This window comes from Paenibacillus sp. GM1FR (assembly GCF_002803315.1).
GTDB lineage: Bacteria > Bacillota > Bacilli > Paenibacillales > Paenibacillaceae > Paenibacillus > Paenibacillus amylolyticus.
This window is the reverse complement of the sequence record NZ_MKZL01000033.1, coordinates 200,113-217,271: the sequence shown is the minus strand read 5'-3', so window position 1 is coordinate 217,271 and position 17,159 is coordinate 200,113. Positions and strand designations below refer to the sequence as shown.

At 47.7% G+C, this 17,159-nt stretch carries 17 protein-coding genes; 8 read left to right on the top strand and 9 right to left on the bottom strand.

What is annotated here, in order from left to right:
* Position 1: 1 nt before the first annotated feature.
* Genes PAEAM_RS21140 through mnhG form a run of 5 tightly spaced genes read left to right on the top strand, consistent with a single transcriptional unit; the run spans position 2 to position 2,954 of the window.
* Positions 2-340, top strand: a complete 339-nt coding sequence (locus PAEAM_RS21140; protein ID WP_036608715.1) for a Na(+)/H(+) antiporter subunit C — start codon at positions 2-4, stop codon at positions 338-340.
* Positions 333-1,811, top strand: a complete 1,479-nt coding sequence (locus tag PAEAM_RS21135; RefSeq protein WP_036608717.1) for a Na+/H+ antiporter subunit D — start codon at positions 333-335, stop codon at positions 1,809-1,811. Before PAEAM_RS21140 ends, PAEAM_RS21135 begins: the two co-directional genes overlap by 8 nt.
* Positions 1,812-1,817: 6 nt before the next feature.
* A complete protein-coding gene (locus PAEAM_RS21130) occupies positions 1,818-2,294 on the top strand; it encodes a Na+/H+ antiporter subunit E (protein ID WP_036608718.1) in 477 nt (158 codons plus the stop codon).
* Positions 2,294-2,578 carry a Na(+)/H(+) antiporter subunit F1 gene (locus PAEAM_RS21125; RefSeq protein WP_017688855.1) on the top strand — a complete coding sequence of 95 codons (285 nt, stop codon included), beginning with the start codon at positions 2,294-2,296 and terminating at the stop codon, positions 2,576-2,578. The genes PAEAM_RS21130 and PAEAM_RS21125 overlap by 1 nt, the downstream gene beginning before the upstream one ends.
* Positions 2,562-2,954: a monovalent cation/H(+) antiporter subunit G gene (gene mnhG, locus PAEAM_RS21120; protein ID WP_017688856.1), complete on the top strand. Its 393-nt coding sequence runs from the start codon at positions 2,562-2,564 to the stop codon at positions 2,952-2,954. Before PAEAM_RS21125 ends, mnhG begins: the two co-directional genes overlap by 17 nt.
* A 134-nt stretch (positions 2,955-3,088) precedes the next feature.
* Here mnhG and PAEAM_RS21115 read toward each other — a convergent pair whose 3' ends face one another.
* The 6 genes from PAEAM_RS21115 to PAEAM_RS21090 form a co-directional block, all read right to left on the bottom strand.
* Positions 3,089-4,204, bottom strand: a complete 1,116-nt coding sequence (locus PAEAM_RS21115) for a rhamnogalacturonan acetylesterase (protein ID WP_243391431.1) — start codon at positions 4,202-4,204, stop codon at positions 3,089-3,091.
* A gap of 108 nt (positions 4,205-4,312) precedes the next feature.
* The gene (locus PAEAM_RS21110; protein ID WP_100528852.1) at positions 4,313-5,332 is read right to left on the bottom strand and encodes a dienelactone hydrolase family protein; all 1,020 of its coding nucleotides are present in this window, start codon (positions 5,330-5,332) and stop codon (positions 4,313-4,315) included.
* Positions 5,333-5,523: 191 nt separating this feature from the next.
* Positions 5,524-7,770 (bottom strand): MMPL family transporter, encoded by a 2,247-nt coding sequence (locus tag PAEAM_RS21105; protein ID WP_100528851.1) that lies wholly within the window; start codon positions 7,768-7,770, stop codon positions 5,524-5,526.
* 114 nt (positions 7,771-7,884) lie between these two features.
* On the bottom strand, positions 7,885-9,039 hold the full coding sequence (locus tag PAEAM_RS21100; protein ID WP_100528850.1) for a type III polyketide synthase: 1,155 nt from the start codon (positions 9,037-9,039) through the stop codon (positions 7,885-7,887).
* Between the two features lie 233 nt (positions 9,040-9,272).
* A complete protein-coding gene (locus tag PAEAM_RS21095) occupies positions 9,273-9,893 on the bottom strand; it encodes a flavin reductase family protein (RefSeq protein WP_076217035.1) in 621 nt (206 codons plus the stop codon).
* A gap of 169 nt (positions 9,894-10,062) precedes the next feature.
* Positions 10,063-11,061 (bottom strand): ABC transporter substrate-binding protein, encoded by a 999-nt coding sequence (locus PAEAM_RS21090; RefSeq protein ID WP_100528849.1) that lies wholly within the window; start codon positions 11,059-11,061, stop codon positions 10,063-10,065.
* A gap of 232 nt (positions 11,062-11,293) precedes the next feature.
* On the opposite strand from PAEAM_RS21090, the gene PAEAM_RS31910 reads away from it, so the two are divergent.
* The gene (locus PAEAM_RS31910) at positions 11,294-11,944 is read left to right on the top strand and encodes a hypothetical protein (protein WP_165790002.1); all 651 of its coding nucleotides are present in this window, start codon (positions 11,294-11,296) and stop codon (positions 11,942-11,944) included.
* Between the two features lie 137 nt (positions 11,945-12,081).
* On the opposite strand, the gene PAEAM_RS21080 is transcribed toward PAEAM_RS31910, so the two are convergent.
* Positions 12,082-13,317: a multidrug effflux MFS transporter gene (locus tag PAEAM_RS21080; protein WP_100528847.1), complete on the bottom strand. Its 1,236-nt coding sequence runs from the start codon at positions 13,315-13,317 to the stop codon at positions 12,082-12,084.
* A 6-nt stretch (positions 13,318-13,323) separates the two neighbouring features.
* On the bottom strand, positions 13,324-14,067 hold the full coding sequence (locus tag PAEAM_RS21075) for a GTP pyrophosphokinase (RefSeq protein ID WP_036608962.1): 744 nt from the start codon (positions 14,065-14,067) through the stop codon (positions 13,324-13,326).
* A gap of 245 nt (positions 14,068-14,312) precedes the next feature.
* On the opposite strand from PAEAM_RS21075, the gene PAEAM_RS21070 reads away from it, so the two are divergent.
* On the top strand, positions 14,313-15,197 hold the full coding sequence (locus tag PAEAM_RS21070; RefSeq protein WP_100528995.1) for an alpha/beta hydrolase family protein: 885 nt from the start codon (positions 14,313-14,315) through the stop codon (positions 15,195-15,197).
* 85 nt (positions 15,198-15,282) lie between these two features.
* Positions 15,283-15,999, top strand: a complete 717-nt coding sequence (locus PAEAM_RS21065) for a YoaK family protein (RefSeq protein WP_047842669.1) — start codon at positions 15,283-15,285, stop codon at positions 15,997-15,999.
* Between the two features lie 127 nt (positions 16,000-16,126).
* Here the strand turns inward: PAEAM_RS21065 and PAEAM_RS21060 are convergent, their stop codons facing one another.
* Positions 16,127-17,023: a LysR family transcriptional regulator gene (locus PAEAM_RS21060; protein ID WP_100528846.1), complete on the bottom strand. Its 897-nt coding sequence runs from the start codon at positions 17,021-17,023 to the stop codon at positions 16,127-16,129.
* Positions 17,024-17,159 lie beyond the last annotated feature (136 nt).

Sequence of the window (17,159 nt, the reverse complement as noted above, 5' to 3'; positions counted from 1 at the left end):
TATGGAAATATTGATGTGTGTAGCCGTTGGCATTCTGTTTGCGGTTGCCGTCTTTCTAATCTTGTCGCGGAGCCTGCTCCGTATCGTACTTGGCATGTCCATACTAACCCATGGCGTGCATCTGCTGTTGATCACCATGTCACGTCTTAAAACAGGGGCACCACCACTGCTTGGGGAGATGGCTGAACGTTATGTCGATCCTCTTCCTCAGGCTTTGATACTAACTTCGATTGTTATTAATTTTGGACTCACTGCGTTCTTCTTTGTTCTCTCCTATCGTTCTTATCTGAAGCTGAGAACAGACGATATGGAAGAAGTAAGGGGGCGCCCATATGAATAATCTCGTCGTTCTGCCCATTCTGTTGCCTCTGATTACAGGTGTTCTGGCTCTGCTATTTTTCCGGAAAACGAATATCCAGCGGATCATTAGTGTCATTGGACTTTTGTTTACAGCAGCGGTCTCAACGATACTCATTACGCGGGTAGCTCAGACTGGAGTTCTAACGCTTAATATGGGTGGATGGGCACCTCCCTATGGTATTGTGCTTGTTGCGGACATGGTATCGGCGCTACTTGTCGTTGCCGCTTCCATCATTGCACTGGCGTGTCTGCTGTATGCGTTCCGCAGTGTGAACAAGGAGCGGGAAGAGCACCACTTCTATCCGTTCTTTCATTTTCTGATCGCGGGCGTTAACGGTTCATTCCTAACCGGAGATCTGTTCAATTTGTTTGTCAGCTTTGAACTGATGCTCATCTCTTCCTATGCACTGATCGTATTGGGAGGTACGGAAAGACAGCTTCGGGAAACGATCAAATATGTCTTGATTAACATCGTTTCTTCAGCTCTTTTTGTCGCTTCCATCGGCTTCCTCTATTCCATAACTGGCACACTGAACATGGCAGATTTGTCCGTCAAAATTGCTGAAGTGGGACAGAGCGGAGTCATTACCTTAATTGCTGTTCTCTTTCTGATCGTATTTAGCATCAAGGCCGGACTGTTCCTGTTCTTCTGGTTGTCTGGCTCTTATGCGGCACCACCTGCTGTTGTCACTGCATTGTTCGCAGGATTGCTTACAAAGGTTGGCTTGTACGCGATTGTGCGAACATTCACACTGATCTTCTATCATGATCCTGATTTCTTCCATGCACTAATCGGATGGATGGCTGGAGCAACGATGGTCCTGGGTGTCATCGGTGCGATCTCATACCGCGATGTAAACAAGATTCTCATCTACAACGTGGTCGCAGGTGTAGGGTTTGTCGCTTTTGGTATGGCTGCGGCCAGTCGCCCTGCACTGGAAGGTCTGCTCTTCTATATGCTGCATGATATGTTGATCAAAACATTGCTCTTCCTGCTCGGCGGTGCCTTGATCGCTGTTGCCGGAACATCCAAACTCGACAACATGGGCGGGCTAATCCATCGCTATCCGCTGCTAGGCTGGATGTTCTTCATTAGTGCACTTGCCTTGGCAGGTTTGCCGCCATTTAGTGGATTTCCAGGGAAGTTGCTTCTCTTTGAAGGAGGCTTGCAGGCAGGCTTGTATGGTCTTACCGGCATTGCGGTGCTTTCGAGCTTGTTGATGTTATATTCGGTACTACGCATCTTCATACAAGCGTTCTGGGGCGAACCGCCTGCCGGGGTTACACGACGCCCTTACGCGGTGAACGGCCTTCTGATCCCTGCCGGAATTCTGTTTGTATTCATCATCGTAATGGGTGTGGGGGCTGAAGGCATGTTCCAATTGACCTCCCGCGCAGGCGATATTCTACTGCATCCCAATATTTATATTGATGCCGTATTGAAGGAGTAGATGTCTATGGCCTTTCAGATTGTACTGAATCTTATCATTGCTTTTGTATGGATGTTTCTGAACAACGCCTGGAATGGTGTTGGTTTTCTCATAGGTTACCTGCTCGGACTGCTTCTCATCGGGGGGATGCGCAGATTCTTCCCCCAGCGCTTCTATATTGTGCGAGTCTGGGCCATTTTCAAACTGATTACTCTGCTATTCAAGGAACTGGTGCGAGCCAGCATTGAGGTTATACGCCAGATTATCAAGCCCAAGTTAGATATAAGGCCCGGTATTTTTACGTATAAAACTCAATTGTCCTCGGATTGGGAAGTTACTCTGCTCTGCTTACTCATCTCATTGACACCAGGTTCTCTGCCGCTTGAGATCTCGGGTAATCAACGTAAACTGTTTATCCACGCACTCGATATCAAGGATGAACAGAAAATGAGAGATGATATCCAAAATACATTTGAAAAAGCAATTATGGAGGTGACACGTTAATGTTATCCTCACTGTTGTTCATCTCATTGCTCATTCTCTCCTTAGCCATTCTGGGTTGCTTGTACAGGGTGCTGCGGGGACCATCCATGGCTGATCGGATCACGGCACTGGATACCATCGGTATCAATGTGATTGCGATCGTTGCCGTTCTGTCGATGATGCTGCAAACTCAGGCCTATCTGGATATTATCTTGCTGATTGGCATTTTGGCTTTTCTAAGTACAGTGGCATTTGCACGTTATATTGAACGGGGGGCGGTATTCAAAAATGATGGAGATCGTTAAAGTAGCCGCTGAAACAGCTATAGGTCTACTCGTACTGCTCGGTGCATTACTCAGTGCACTCAGTGCATTCGGACTTATTCGTCTGCCTGATGTATATCTACGTGCCCATGCCGCAACCAAAAGTATGACACTTGGCGTGTTCTGTGTATTAAGCGCTACATTTTTCTACTTCTGGTATTTCGATAACTATATCAGCGCCCGCTTGTTGTTAGGTATCCTGTTTGTATTCATCACGGCTCCGGTCGCCGGACATCTGAACGGACGGGCCGCCTATCGCACAGATGTACCACTGTGGGAGCAGAGCGTGCAAGATGAACTGGAACCCTTGTTAAAAGGAAAAAAAGTGAACCATGAAGCCAAGGATATGATGGAGTAATCCCCAGTCTAGGCATAACAAATACCCCCGAGGATCAGCCGCCCGTTTCGCGGCATGTTCCCGGGGGTATTTGTTTATTTTGCATACACGGATCATATCAAGCACTGATTATGCAGACTGATTAAGTAGTAAAGTCAGAATCCATTCAGTCCCTGTCTTCTCAGGTCCGCAGCCACAATACGTGCAAGCTCCGCAGCCCCTTGACGATTCGGATGCAGACTATCCCCTGTCATATACAGAGCAAGTGTTGCCGCAGGACCAATGGACGTGAAATAAGCAGAACTTAACTTATTCAGTTCAACCAGGGGGACTCCCTCTTCCTGAGCGAGTGCACGTGTGGATTGATTGTACCAGCGGTTCTCTGCTTGATGTACATTGGCTGTATTAAAGTCTGTTGCCCGGCCCTGAGGCGTGGAGAGGATAACCGTTGCTCCTTTGTTCTTCGCCTTACGTACCATATCCCGCATAATCTCTTTGAACTGCGCCTCCGTTGTATTATTCTTGGCATTGGTATCGTTAATTCCGAATTGCAAAATAAAATAATCTCCCGGCTTGATATACTTGAGAATCGCTTCCATCTGGCCATCATCGCGGAAACCTCTCGCAAATTGACCACTTGCCGCCATATTTCGAACCTGGAAGGTGGCATTGTTCACATAGGACGGAAACAACTGTCCCCAACCTCCTTGTACACTGCTACCCAGCGGATAGTAATTACAAACTGTTGAGTCACCACCAATGTAGATTGTGCGGTTGGTAACGGTCTGATTGGATAACTTTCGGATTTCGAGTGCACTAAGTGTGAAGGCGGTGCCTGTCTTTCCTTCTGTAACCAGCAGGTTTAATTGACCGTCAGTCACCGGAATTTGAAACTGGTCCGTTGCCCCGTTGCCTGTCATATTGATGATCTGGTAGACACCTTCTGCAGCCACGCTGGCTCTGGAAGTATTACCCAGGATTACTTTAACTTCATATAGGCCATTGGACAGATTCACATTGAAGGTATTGGTGCTCTTGGTGCCGTAAGTCAGAAACTGTACAGCGTCACTCTTAACCCCGCTTCCTGAGGCAGACACATTCCTCATCTGTGCAGGTGTGTTGAAGCCATAACCTTTCGTAGGCGTATAAGCATCTCCTGCGGACACGCCTGTGTAACCGCTCTCAACACCACCCGAACCAAAATCAAATCTGTAATTGTCCGTAGCCGCTTCGGCGACTTGCCCTCCACTGCTTCCCAAACCGATGCCCATTGTACTCGCAAACAGAACAAAACAGAGCAGAAGCTTTACCGATATTGACCATTTCATCACTTAATTCTCCTCTCGAATCAGAATTATATTAGTTGACGATCCTCAGTTTCACAGAACTTGGTCAAGCCAGTCATAAGCCTTCGCTCCGCTAATCTCATGTCCACCGGTAAAGAAATCCGCATCCAGTGAGTCTGCTGCTCCCGCCTGCTCATATATGTGTGTCAAACGGGCATACGCCTCTCTCGCTGCATGGATTGGGAACACCTGATCATCACTTCCAGCTTCAATAAAAAGTGGCCTAGGCACAATCAGGCCGATGAGATCCGGCAACTCCGCTTCACGCAGGATACCTGGCACATAGTTGTCGAGACAATGGTTCCGATCCAATATGCTACCCTGGAATGTATTTGCATAACCGCTTACCACAGTTGCCCTGAACCGTTCATCCAACGCGGCTGTAAATGCGGTCACCAGCCCACCGCCCGAGATACCCATGCTTCCAATTCGCTCCAAATCCACTTCTGGCCGAGTCGATACATAATCCAATACACGTGTTGTTTCATACACCCTATGACCGGCGAGGGTCTTCCCCACCATGAGCAGATGCGCAGCAATCTTCGTACAGGAGCTTACCCCTGGTGGCGCATCGCGGTCCTCTTCCAGTCTTCGATCACCAAATCCGAGCAACTCTGGAGCCGCAACCACATAACCACGCTTCACAAGAGCTACTGCAAAGTCCTTGTGTAATCCGGGCTCGCTTGTCCGTAGTGACCCATCCGGTTCCATACCCGATATCTCTCGGCTACCGTAGCCATGCCCATGACAAGCAACGATAGCAGGTCTCTTTGTATCAGTAACGCTTCCATCACCAGGAATTAATAAATATACAGGCATGCGAAGTCCTGCATAGGTCGTAATTTCAATCCGCTCCCGAATATATCCGTCACATGTAATGCGCTCCAGTAAGACAGGATTCAGTGCGGCCGCCATCGTGGGAAAACCTCCCAGCCGTTCTTTCACGCGAGTACGTAACTGACTGCGCCATAACTCCAGGGGTTGATCTGCATGATACGCGGAACGACCACGAAGATTCGTTTGTTGTTGTAGATAGGCTTCAATATCAGACATGGGCCTGTGTCCCTCCTGTTTTTCATAGGATAACGTAGATAAAAGACTGTTATATGGAATTAATCCCATCCATTATAGAACATCTATGTCACCCATGAATTGAACATGTTTGCCTGTTTTGAATGGAATCACATGATTTCTAGCCAAAAAAAGGATATCTCCAACCTAAAGACAGGTTACGGAAATATCCTTCATTTTATCTGACCTGGCAGCCACCAGTTCCACCTGCCCATTAATTTCATCAATGCAGGTACCAGTATTAGACGGATTAATGTAACGTCAATCAACACCGCTGCCGTGATTCCGATCCCTAACTGCCTCACACCTGCGACTTCAGCAAAGGCAAACGGCACAGTCACCGCAAGCAGAATGGCCGCTGCGGAGGTGACCAGACGACCTGTAGAAGCCAATCCCTGTTGGACAGCCACATCACTGTCTCCGGTTCGTCTATACACTTCCTGAATACGGCTCAGCATAAACACACCATAATCCATGGATATGCCAAACACCAATCCTGCAATGAATACCGGAATCATAATGGCAATGGCTGACGGCTCCATACCCAGATGTCCTTCATTGAACACCCACACCAATATGCCAAATGAAGCGGCTAAGCTGAGCAGATTCATCAGAATTGCCTTGATTGGAATGAGCATCGATCGGAATGCCGCCAGTAACACAAGATAATTGGTGACCAGTACAAATACCAGCACTTTGGGCAGTTGACTTGTGACTTCCTGCATTATTTCATACTGCTTGGCAGCTTCCCCACCATAACGTAGTTTTACGTTGTTTAAACCCCGTGTATGATCGCTATTCCTTATTCGTTCAAGCCAACCTGCAACCTGTTCCGAACCAGGCTCCCCGTGCACGGTGGCTATCAATCGTATGGAATGGTCAGAGACCGTTGAACGCAGCCATGTCGTCCTTGTTGACTCCTTGCCTTCTATGGAAGGAGTGAGCGCCGACGGTGGAATTTGAAAAAGGCTCTGCGAGTCCGTTTGATTCGGCTGTAATAGGCCCCATGGTGAAACAATGTTCAATACGTCTGAGTCCTGCAGTAGTTGACGGGCTTTGTTGTGGGCCATCTGCCAGTGAGAGGCAGTCAACAGTTCCTGCTGTCCGCCAATCACAATCTCGATGGCGGAGGTATTCTTTTGCCCCAAATCATGTTGCAACTGCTCTGCTGCTTGGCGGGACTCCATTCTCTCTGGCAGTGAAGAGGCATCCGGGACGGACAATTCCAACCGGGTCACTGGATAAACACACAGGAGCAGCACAACCGTACCTCCAATGGCCATACTGACTGGTCGTTTCATGACCATCGCTGACCATCGATGCCAGACCGAGCTTCTGGGTAACGAATGGACTAACTTTCGCCTGAAGACCCGACCCGCAGACAGTGACAGCAGAGCTGGCAGCAGCGTAACATTTAACAGTAGCGACAGGAGCAGAACAATAATGGCCCCCAATGATACACTTAGAAACATTGGCAGTCTGATCCAGAGCAGACCCAGCAGTCCAAGGAGTACACAAGCTGCCGAGAACAACACCGCTCTGCCTGCTGTACGTAATGTTCGCTGAAGAATCTCGCTCCGCAAAACCTCGCTCTGCATATCCAGGCTATTGCTCGTAACGTTAGCTTTGCCTTCATCTTCATAGGCCCGCTGAACTTCTTCCCTGTACCTGCTCAGGATGATCAGGGCAAAGTCTATACTCAGTGCCATGCCCACCATGGGAATCACATTAATGATAAAGTTGGACAATTCCAGATGATAACCAAGGAGTGTCGTGACTCCCATAGCAGTAATCACACCACTGATCCCCATCATGACAGCAATCAATGCAGCATATAGCCCCCTGAATGCAAAACACAAAACGATCAGGGCAATCGGCAGGCCCACCATCTCTGCCCGTTCCAGATCACGAAAGCTCAGATGATTGACATCCTGCTGCACGACTGCCTTCCCCGTCAATTGCACCGTACCTGGACCGTCTGTTTCCAGCACGGCGCGCAACTGCTCCAGTGGGGGACCCATCTGATGCGCGGGCACATCCATTTTCACAAGGGCATATGCCCTTTGGTCTTGCAGCGTCACTCTTTCACTAACATCCAGAGGGGATGTGATAGAGGTTACCGCAGGCAACACTTGAACCTGTGTCAAACGATCCTTGATCCACTGCCTGAACTGTAACGGCGAGGTATTTTCCTTTTTCTCAAACACCAGAATAACCGGATCAGCGGGAGATCCGAATTCATCCTCCAGAACAAGTTCAACCGCTTGCGCATCCCCGTGAACCCGTTTTAATCCGTGATCCTGAACAATGTCAGGTAACTTCCACGCCCAGACCGTTGACATCCCGATGATAAATACCCAGCAGAGAATAATGAACCGCGGATATCGGCTGATGAAGGCAGCAAGTCTGCGATAACCCATACCTAAGCTCCTCTGCGATCAGATTAGTCATTCGATTATATTCATCGGTAAGGGTAAGATCATAAGCACATTCATACACTTGCGGTGTATATCTCCTTCACTCGGGTTCGCGAACTATTGGATGCCATGATTCACAGGTGTTCTGTTCGCTATGGGGGCAGGGATGTATGTAAAAGGAAGTAACTCTGCTGTCAGTCCCGGGCCAAAGGCCAGCGCTATCCCACTGGAATGCTCTTCCTTCTGTCTGTAATCCTCGCGGATGGCTTGAAGAACAAAAAGAATCGTCACGGACGACAGGTTGCCATAATCCCGCAGGATGTTTCGGCTGTAGGAGACCTGCTCATCTGTCAACTGATACAGCTTCTGAACGGCATCCACGATGCCTCTGCCTCCCGGATGGATCGCCCATATTTCCGGGAAACCGCTCCCCTCCAGCAACCGTTCTACCTCTGGACCGAGATGCAAACCAAGCAGCTTCGGAATCTGTGGTGACAGGTAGAGATCAAAGCCTGTATTGCCCACTTCCCAGATCATTTCTTCTGCACAATCCGGGAGCAGCGTTGAGTGCCCTCGGCCTAGTCGAAAACATTCATTGCGGTCTGTTCCAGACGCACCAATAACACAGGCAGAGGCGCCGTCTCCGAAGAATGATGCTGCATACAGGTCGTCCCGTTTGGCAGATGGCTGAAAGTGAAGTGTACATAGTTCCACACACACGATGAGAACTGTAGCCTTCTGATCTGTCGTTACAATGGAATTCGCCAGTTGGATCGCCTTCAGACCAGCTGCACATCCTTGAAACACCAGTGGAATCCGGTTGATCTGCGGTGACAGTTCAAGCTGTTGGATCAGCCGAACATCAAGTCCGGGCAGGAATTGCCCCGTGCAACTCACCGTAATGAGATGTGTAATTTCCGAGGAGGTTACGTCTGCATCCTGAATGGCCTGTCCGGCCGCCTCGAGACCAAGTGGAACAGCAGCAGCTTTGTATTTGCCCATACGCTCGGATGTAGTCGGAACCTCGTCCGCATTGGTAAAGGGTAAATATCGGCAAGAATCAACAGGCTCAAGCAGATTCGGTTCACACGTATACCGAGTCTCTACACCGCACTGATTAAAGATTCGTTTGGCCCACCTTCTCGCATCTGGCTCATGTTCCAGCGCTTGTGCGAGACGGGCAGACACATCCTTTTGCTCAATACGGTGGGCAGGCCACGCCGTTCCTATTCCCATAATACTTGCCCCAGTATTTGCCTCAAGCTGGTTCATCGGCTTAACCCCCTTATAGTACGTGTTCAAAATTAGGCTTTTTAAACAACCTATATATAAAATAGGTTCATATGACATATGTGCAGGATATAGTACAAGTCTATTCACTACCTGTCCTGTTTATGTTCATATTAACAAGCAAAGGCGGACAACATATGCGAGTTTCGCACGTGCTGTCCGCCTTTGCTACCGGATTAAACCCGTTCCTATATTACATATTCGATCTGTGAGAACTATTCAGGTCGAATCACCGTGAATCTCTCCCCAAGCTTGGCATAATCATTACCCGCCAGTCGGCTGACTGGTTTCAAATGATCCATCAGGATATAGCCCTTGTCCGGATTGTAGACTTGTTCGCTGAAATGATACTGCACAATGCGTACCAGCAGCAGGTCACTCACCGGTTTGCCCTCATCATTCGTGATCGGAATGTGCTGATACAGCTCACACTCCATCCGAATGAGTGCTTCCTGAATTCCTGGCACAGCAACCTTGGTACTTGGCACTGTAGTCAGTTTTGTCCGCTCAAGCTCACTTTCGTGGGGTTCCAGTATAGCTGCTGTCTCATTCACTTCTGTTATGATTGCTTCATCACAGATATGCACGACCAGTTCTTGATGAGCAAGCACATTACGTGCAGTATCTTTCATGATACCGTCTTTACGTGCAATGGATATGGATAACAGCGGTGGGTCCGAACTAACCACATTAAAGAAACTAAAAGGCGCTGCATTAATTACACCATTCTCATCTGAAAGTGTCGTCACAAAAGCAATTGGACGTGGTACCACCGAACCACTCATCAGTTTATAGTTGTCTCTTCCCGTTATTTCACGTGGATCCAATGTATACATATGTAAATATCCCCTTCCAAGCTCGTGAAGCAAATGACAACTCTACTTCATGATACAACAATGCTTCTACTTCTTTATTATATATCGTAAAATGCTAAATTAACAAAAAAACTCCCTGGTGCCCACTGCACCAAGGAGTTTGAACATGCCATTTCGTATTGGCTATTTCTTATTTAACGATGCTGTTCTGAATGTCTTCCATAATTTGAAGATTCGCTTGAACTCCGCTGTACAACCAGCTACTGGACCGGGTGAATTCAAAGACATTACCTGTCTTTACAGCAGGAATGCTCTGCCATACGGCATCTTTCAGCGCTTCTGAGCCTGCTCCCTTGTCACTGTTCACCAGGAATAGATAGTCTGTGTCCATTTCCGCGATCTTCTCCAATGAAATCTCAGACCAGTTACCCGTTGCCTTCGCAGATGCTTCCTTCACAACATTAGGCTCTGCAAGTCCAAGTTCGTTGTACATCACTTCACCACTGGAAACATTGTTGCTTACAACATAAAACTTGTTATTGAACAACCACAACGCTGCGGCCGACTTTGTTCCTCCAGTAACAGCAGTTACTTTTTCTTTGATTTCCTTTGCCTTGGCATCATAATCGTCAAGCGCCTTCTGCGCTACATCCGATTTGTTCAGAAGCTCGCCGATCTTGAGCAGAGCCTGACGCGAGTCCTTGTTGACCTCATCTCCGAGTACATAAGTAGGGGCAATTTTGTTGTACTGTTCGTATTTCTCCCCTTCAACTGTACTTTCAGAACCCATAATAATCAGGTCTGGTGAGAAACTGGCCATGGCTTCAAAAGGTAGATCACTTGCAATACCAGGTATACCATTCAGATCGGTTTGCAGATAATCCTGCAAACCACTGCCGTTGTTGATGGCCCATTGTGCTGCTGGCTTAACACCGAGTGTAACAAGATGGTCTTCCAGATAAGACGCGATGATGCGCTCCGGATTTGCGGGAATTGTTACTTCGTGTCCCATTGCATCTGTTAATGTGCGCTCTGTAGCGGCTTCTGTTTGTGTCTCAGTCTCCGTTTTTGTATCGTTCTCTCCTGCTGCTCCGTTCTCTGCAGGCTTCGCTCCACACGCGGCCAACCAGATGGACATAACCATCACCGTCATTAGAAGCATGATCATCTTTTTATTTCTCTTAAACACTTGATATATCCCCTTTCAATTCATTATAAAAACCTTATTCGGCGTTATTGTGACAGATTTCAATGTTCAAAAATATTGACACTATTATTGATACATATAATATCCGTATGTACATTTGTCCGATTCCATTGACAATGATAATTGTTATCAGTTCAGTTGTCAATTCGATTATACGGCGAGGTGATCATATAAATCTTTTTGGCGGCACTCACATATAGGCGGATGCCGCCATATGCTGATTGCAGAATACGACGACAGGAAGGATGTTCAGTACATGTATTACGAATATAACCCTTATCTAAATTATGGAGAAGACCGTTCCTTTCAATTGCCTCCCCTGTTCCCAGGAGGTGGCGGTGGCGGCACACCGGGTGGTCCGACGTTTCCTGGTATACCTGGCGGTCAAGGCTCCTATCCTCCATACATTCCAGGCGGAGGACCCGGTCCATATATCCCCGGAGGCATTCCAGGTACAATCCCGGGTACAGCACCGGGCGTACCTGCGCAACTGACTCAAGGCAACCTGCCCACCCTACTTAGTGCCTATCCTCGTCCGGTAGGTCAGCCTCCGGCAGAAATGCTTTTTCTGTATAACCTGATCAAAAGCAGCCCGGGTCTGCTTCCGCTCTTCCTCCAGCAACAGCCGCAAAGCCTCACTCAAGCGGTTCAATTTGCACAGACTGGTGCAGCGGCACCTCGAGAGAACGAAGAACGTGCACTGCCCAACTTTTGCTATAACCGGTGGTCCCTTGTCTTCACATACAATGATGTCTACCTGATGTGGCCTGCGATTAATCTGTTTGGTTTTGTGGTGGGGTACTTCTATCCATTCCTCACGCCAGGTATACTGTCCAATACACAGATTTTGTTTGCGCTCTGCTAAACCTGTCCTTACCTACAGCAAGAGCCCCACTTGGAAGCATAATTCCTTCCAAGTGAGGCTCTTTTTCGTCCTTTTATCCAGATGCACCTTTACATTACTAAGGCTCCATAAACGCAAGGTGTACAGAATCAGTACATTTAACTCAACACTTGATCGTTCTGGCACTTCCTGCCTTTACTGACCATTAGGAAGTAAATCACCAAGGCACCGAGATCCGCACACGCAATAACGATTCCCATTGGCACAGCTGTGCCTTCTCCCCCGAGACCTACGAGGGGAGCGACAATACCTCCGAACAGGAACGTCATCACACCAATAAGCGCAGAAGCACTGCCTGCCGACTTCTCCTGATTGGCCATCGCCAAGGCAAAGGACGCGGTATTGACCAACCCAACACTGGATACCACCAGAAATAACGGAATCAGTACAGAGATTAGATTACCTCCAGCCAGAATGGCGATGAGCAATGAAGTTCCTCCGAGCGCCGCGGTTAGCAGCCCCGCGATTAACAGGCGATTCTCTGATACCTTTCCTGCAAGTCTACCGGCAATCTGACTGGCCAGAATAATGCCTAACCCGTTAATGGCGAAGCATACACTGAACATTTGCGGGGATACCCCGTATATTTTCTGAAGCACAAACGGTGAACCTGATATATACGCAAACATGCCAGCTGCTACAAACCCTTGGGTTAACGCATAACCCATAAACTGACGATCCCCCGCGATTTGGCGAAACGTAATTAATGTCTGCTTCAATCCCCCGCTTGATCTGCGATTGGAAGGCAATGTCTCTCCAAGACCGAAAATGACAGCCAACAACGTCAGTATACCGATGAGGCTAAGCAAAATAAATACGCCGCGCCACGATGTATACGTCAACAATTGTCCACCAATGATTGGTGCAGCAATCGGGGCTACGCCGTTAATCAGCATTAACAGGGAGAAGAACCGTGTCAGTTCCGGGCCCGAATATACGTCTCTGACGATTGCGCGCGAGATGACAATCCCTGCTGCTCCAGCTACACCCTGAATGAACCGCAGCACGACAAAAGAGCCCATCGTCGGGCTGACCAGGCAAAGTATGGAAGCGATCGTATAGAGCACAAGCCCTGCAATGAGCGGTGTTCGCCGACCACGTACATCACTTAGAGGTCCGGCAAGCAACTGTCCAACCGCAAGTCCAATCATACACGCCGTCAGACTGAGTTGAGCATACGAAGTAGATGAACCAAACTCATCAGCCAGCGTGGGCAATGCGGGTAAATACATATCCAGGGACAACGGCCCGAAGGCCGACAATGTCCCCAGAATTAAAGCCATCCGTACACGAGATGTGGAGTTTGTGTTCAATGAAGCTGTTGTACTTTTCATCAAATACTACTCCCCGCTACCCAGCAGCTTGAGCAGGTTGGACGGCAGTGTGAACTGCTGATTGTTAATAATAATACGGCGCAATTCTTCTTCATCCCGCTCGTTATCGGCGTCCTTAATCTCCTGAATTTCCCGGTGAAGTCGCTCCATCTGTTGATCCAGCGCATTTGCCGAATCTGCCGCACTCTTTAACTCTCTCGTCAAATGCTCGGGAACATCCTTATTGTATTTATAAAAAATCTTATGCTCCAGACTCGCCCAGAAATCCATCGCGATTGTACGGATCTGGATCTCCACACATGCTCGTTCCTCACCATTGGACATGTACACAGGCACTTCCACCAGAAGGTGAAGGCTTTGGTAGCCGTTTGGCTTTGGATTCTCGATGTAGTCTTTGACCTCCAGTACACGCAGATCACTCTGGTTGCACAGCATATCCTTAATGCGATAGATATCCGAGATAAAGGAACATGTAATCCGTACCCCGGCGATATCCTTGATATTTTGCTTGATGCTCTCAAACGTTAACTCATGATTTTTGCGGAACATCTTGTTCATAATGCTCTCAGGTGATTTCAGTCTGGACTTTGTATGTTCAATTGGACTGTAATCATGCAAAGACTGGAATTCTTCCTTCAGGACTTCAATCTTGGTCTCCATTTGATCCAGAGCAAATTTATAGATCATCATAAATCTGGTAATTTCATATTTGAATTTCTTGAATTGATCAATTGGATGTGGAGCGTTCATCATGGCTTTCTCCCTTTCTTTCTGCACACTAAAATTAGTTTTATGAATATGAGAACAAGCGGTCAATCCACATGTCTCCTGAACCATTATAAATCATATGGAGCCAATAAACGAATTTCTCACATTTGGGCTGGCGATTCAGCCTGGAAGGTATGGGAACTTATTTTACGCGCATCCTATAGAAGCATCCCTGTCATTTGGCCTGTTATTACCGATGAAAGAGGTTGATTTTCCTGCTCTATCAAGTGACGTATTCATCCGATACACTTCGGGTTAAAGCTTATTTATACCTGCCACAAGGTTGTTCATTACCTGATATCACAACATATGAAACTTCTCATCCCGGCTCTATCTCCTCTGCCTTTCCAGACTTCGCTTCCATACATAAGCCTCTACATCTTCATCTGCAACCGCTCGCCAGCCATTACCCTGCTGCAACAATACATGATATCGCACACACACAGGAACAATGGCCTGTGCTGATCTATTGTCGCGGCGGACTTGGCAGCTATGGCGGGGTAAATACCGTTTGGCTTGAGCAATTTGTACATAAAGGTTATATCGTGTTCGCCCCATCCTATCGTGGCAACGAAGGCGGTGAAGGTCGTGACGAGTATGGCGGGAAAGATGCCGAAGATGTGCATGCCGCTTACCGGTTGATACAGCGTTTACCCTTTGTTGACCCAACTCGCATATCGTTAATGGGGTTCTCCCGTGGAGCCATTAATGCTGTACATACCGCAACTGCCTATAATGAGGGACCGGACAAAGTACATAAGTTAGTTCTTTGGAGCGGTGTCTCCGATGTGGAACGCACTTACCATGAGCGAACCGACCTGAGGCGCACATTGAAACGGGTGCTAGGTGGTTCCCCACGCACGGTTCCAGAAGCTTATCTCGCCCGTTCTCCCTTGTCGAAAGCGAACAAACTATCTTGTCCCGTGCTAATCATGCATGGTACATCAGATACACAAGTGAATTATAGTCACGGAACCCGAATGTATCACTGGCTTAAGCGGCGAGGTGCAGACGTCACATTTCACGCTTATGGCGGGCAGGATCATCATTTTCACGAGAAAATACATGAGTCAGCGGTGAACAATATGTTTGATTGGCTCGCTGCACCTTAAGTCTTGCGCGATGAATTTCATTTTGAAGATGCATGGGTTATGGCTGTATACTGGAGGGGCTACGTTTTTTGAAAGGACGGATAAGATGAATCAAAGCACCCTCCAAAAATACGCCATGTTACTTCTCTGTATGTCTGCCGGAATGGTGGACCTGATCGGATATCTGGGACTGGGGCATGTGCTCACAGCCAATATGACGGGAAATATTGTTTTGTTGGGTATTGCCATTGCCCGTGCTCAGGAATTTGTCGTGCTGCGGTCATTGCTTGCTCTCATCGGTTTTATTGCTGGCAATGCCATTGCAGCACATATGGTTGGACCTGTGCAGACCAAAAATGGCTGGTCTTCTAAGGTCACAGCTGTATTTACTGTTGAAAGCATATTGCTCCTGCTGTTCGCGATCGCCATGATTAGTCCATTTTCAGAACAACTGTCCTATCTGTTAATTGTCATCCTAGCCGTTGCAATGGGGATGCAAACAACTGCGGCACGCCGCATTGGCATTGCTGGCATCTCAACAACCGTGCTCACCAATAATTTGGCCGCTGTGGTTGAGGATACCGTAAACATCCTCAAAAAGCTGCGACATGCCAATATCCGATCGTTAACCAAAGCCTTGTCCACAGATTCCTACCTTCGTGCAGGTGCTGTTGTCATCTATTTGATCGGCGTCATTGCAGCCGCATTGTTATTCCACCGTGTGCCCATGATTGCAGTCTGGATTCCTGTCCTGATCATTGGCGGCGTAACCCTATACGCCCGATTACATGCATGGGGAACTTCACAACAAAGCGAAAGTTAATAAAAGTTAATAGTAGAAGAAGTAACCTGTCCATGTTCAAGTGGCTGTTCAAAAGTCCGCTTTAGGGTACTGAAAACTGGTCTTTTTGAACATGGACTTTAAGTTATTTTAAGTACAATCACGCTATTTATTTCATCAAAGCAGCTTCTTGGCGGATAAGCTTGACCAGATGCTGTGCAGCAGGTGATAATACCTCCCCGGCTCGTGTACATACGGCAACCGTATTTCTCAGCTGTACACCTCGAACAAATACACGTGCCAGCCTGCCTTGCTGCACATCTTCGTTCACAACCAAAGAAGATATAAAGTTGGCCCCATAACCTGCCTTCACCGCACTAATCGTTTCGTTCAGTCCGTTGAACTGAAGCGCAATGCGGGGAGCGGCCAGGTTATTTGTTGTGCAAAGGGAGACAAGTCGCTCACGCGTGGCACTGCCTTCTTCGCGCATAATGAACGGTTCTGCCATCATCTCATGTAGCTCGATTTCTTTGCCCGCATACGGATGGTCAGGGTGCACAACAAACCACATCTCATCGTCAAACAATTCATCCCATTGGACACCTGCATGTGTAATGCCACTTCCACCATACACTGCAATCTCTGCCTCATAACGAAGTAATTGGTCAAAAGCCATCCGGGTGTTGGTTGTGCTCACAACAATCTCCACATCCTCGTGCATTTGCTTAAACCGCGCAATCCAGCCCGGCAACAGAAAATTTGAAGGCAAGTAGGTTGCCGTAAGACGGATCAGTCCTTTCTTGCCCTCCCGAAAATCCTGCACAAAATTCTCGACATCCTGCTCCAGCATGAACAGACGTTCCGCATAACCTGTCAACTGTATCCCCGCATCCGTAAGCACCAGTCTTCTTCCCTCCGAAACAAAAAGCTGAATTCCCAATTCACGTTCAAACTTCTTCACCTGAGAAGATACCGCAGGTTGACTAATATTTAGTTCCTCTGCGGCACGAGTGACCCCGCCATATCTCACGATGGCATAAAATAATCGTAATCCATGCAGATTCATGTTTACACCTCTTCCACGTCAAATACATAATCTAAAGTTATATTAACATACATAATATATATTTTATTTATATATCCACTCCATTTATAGTTGAAATATGAAATCCAATACAAGGAACAAGGAAAGGAACATGTGA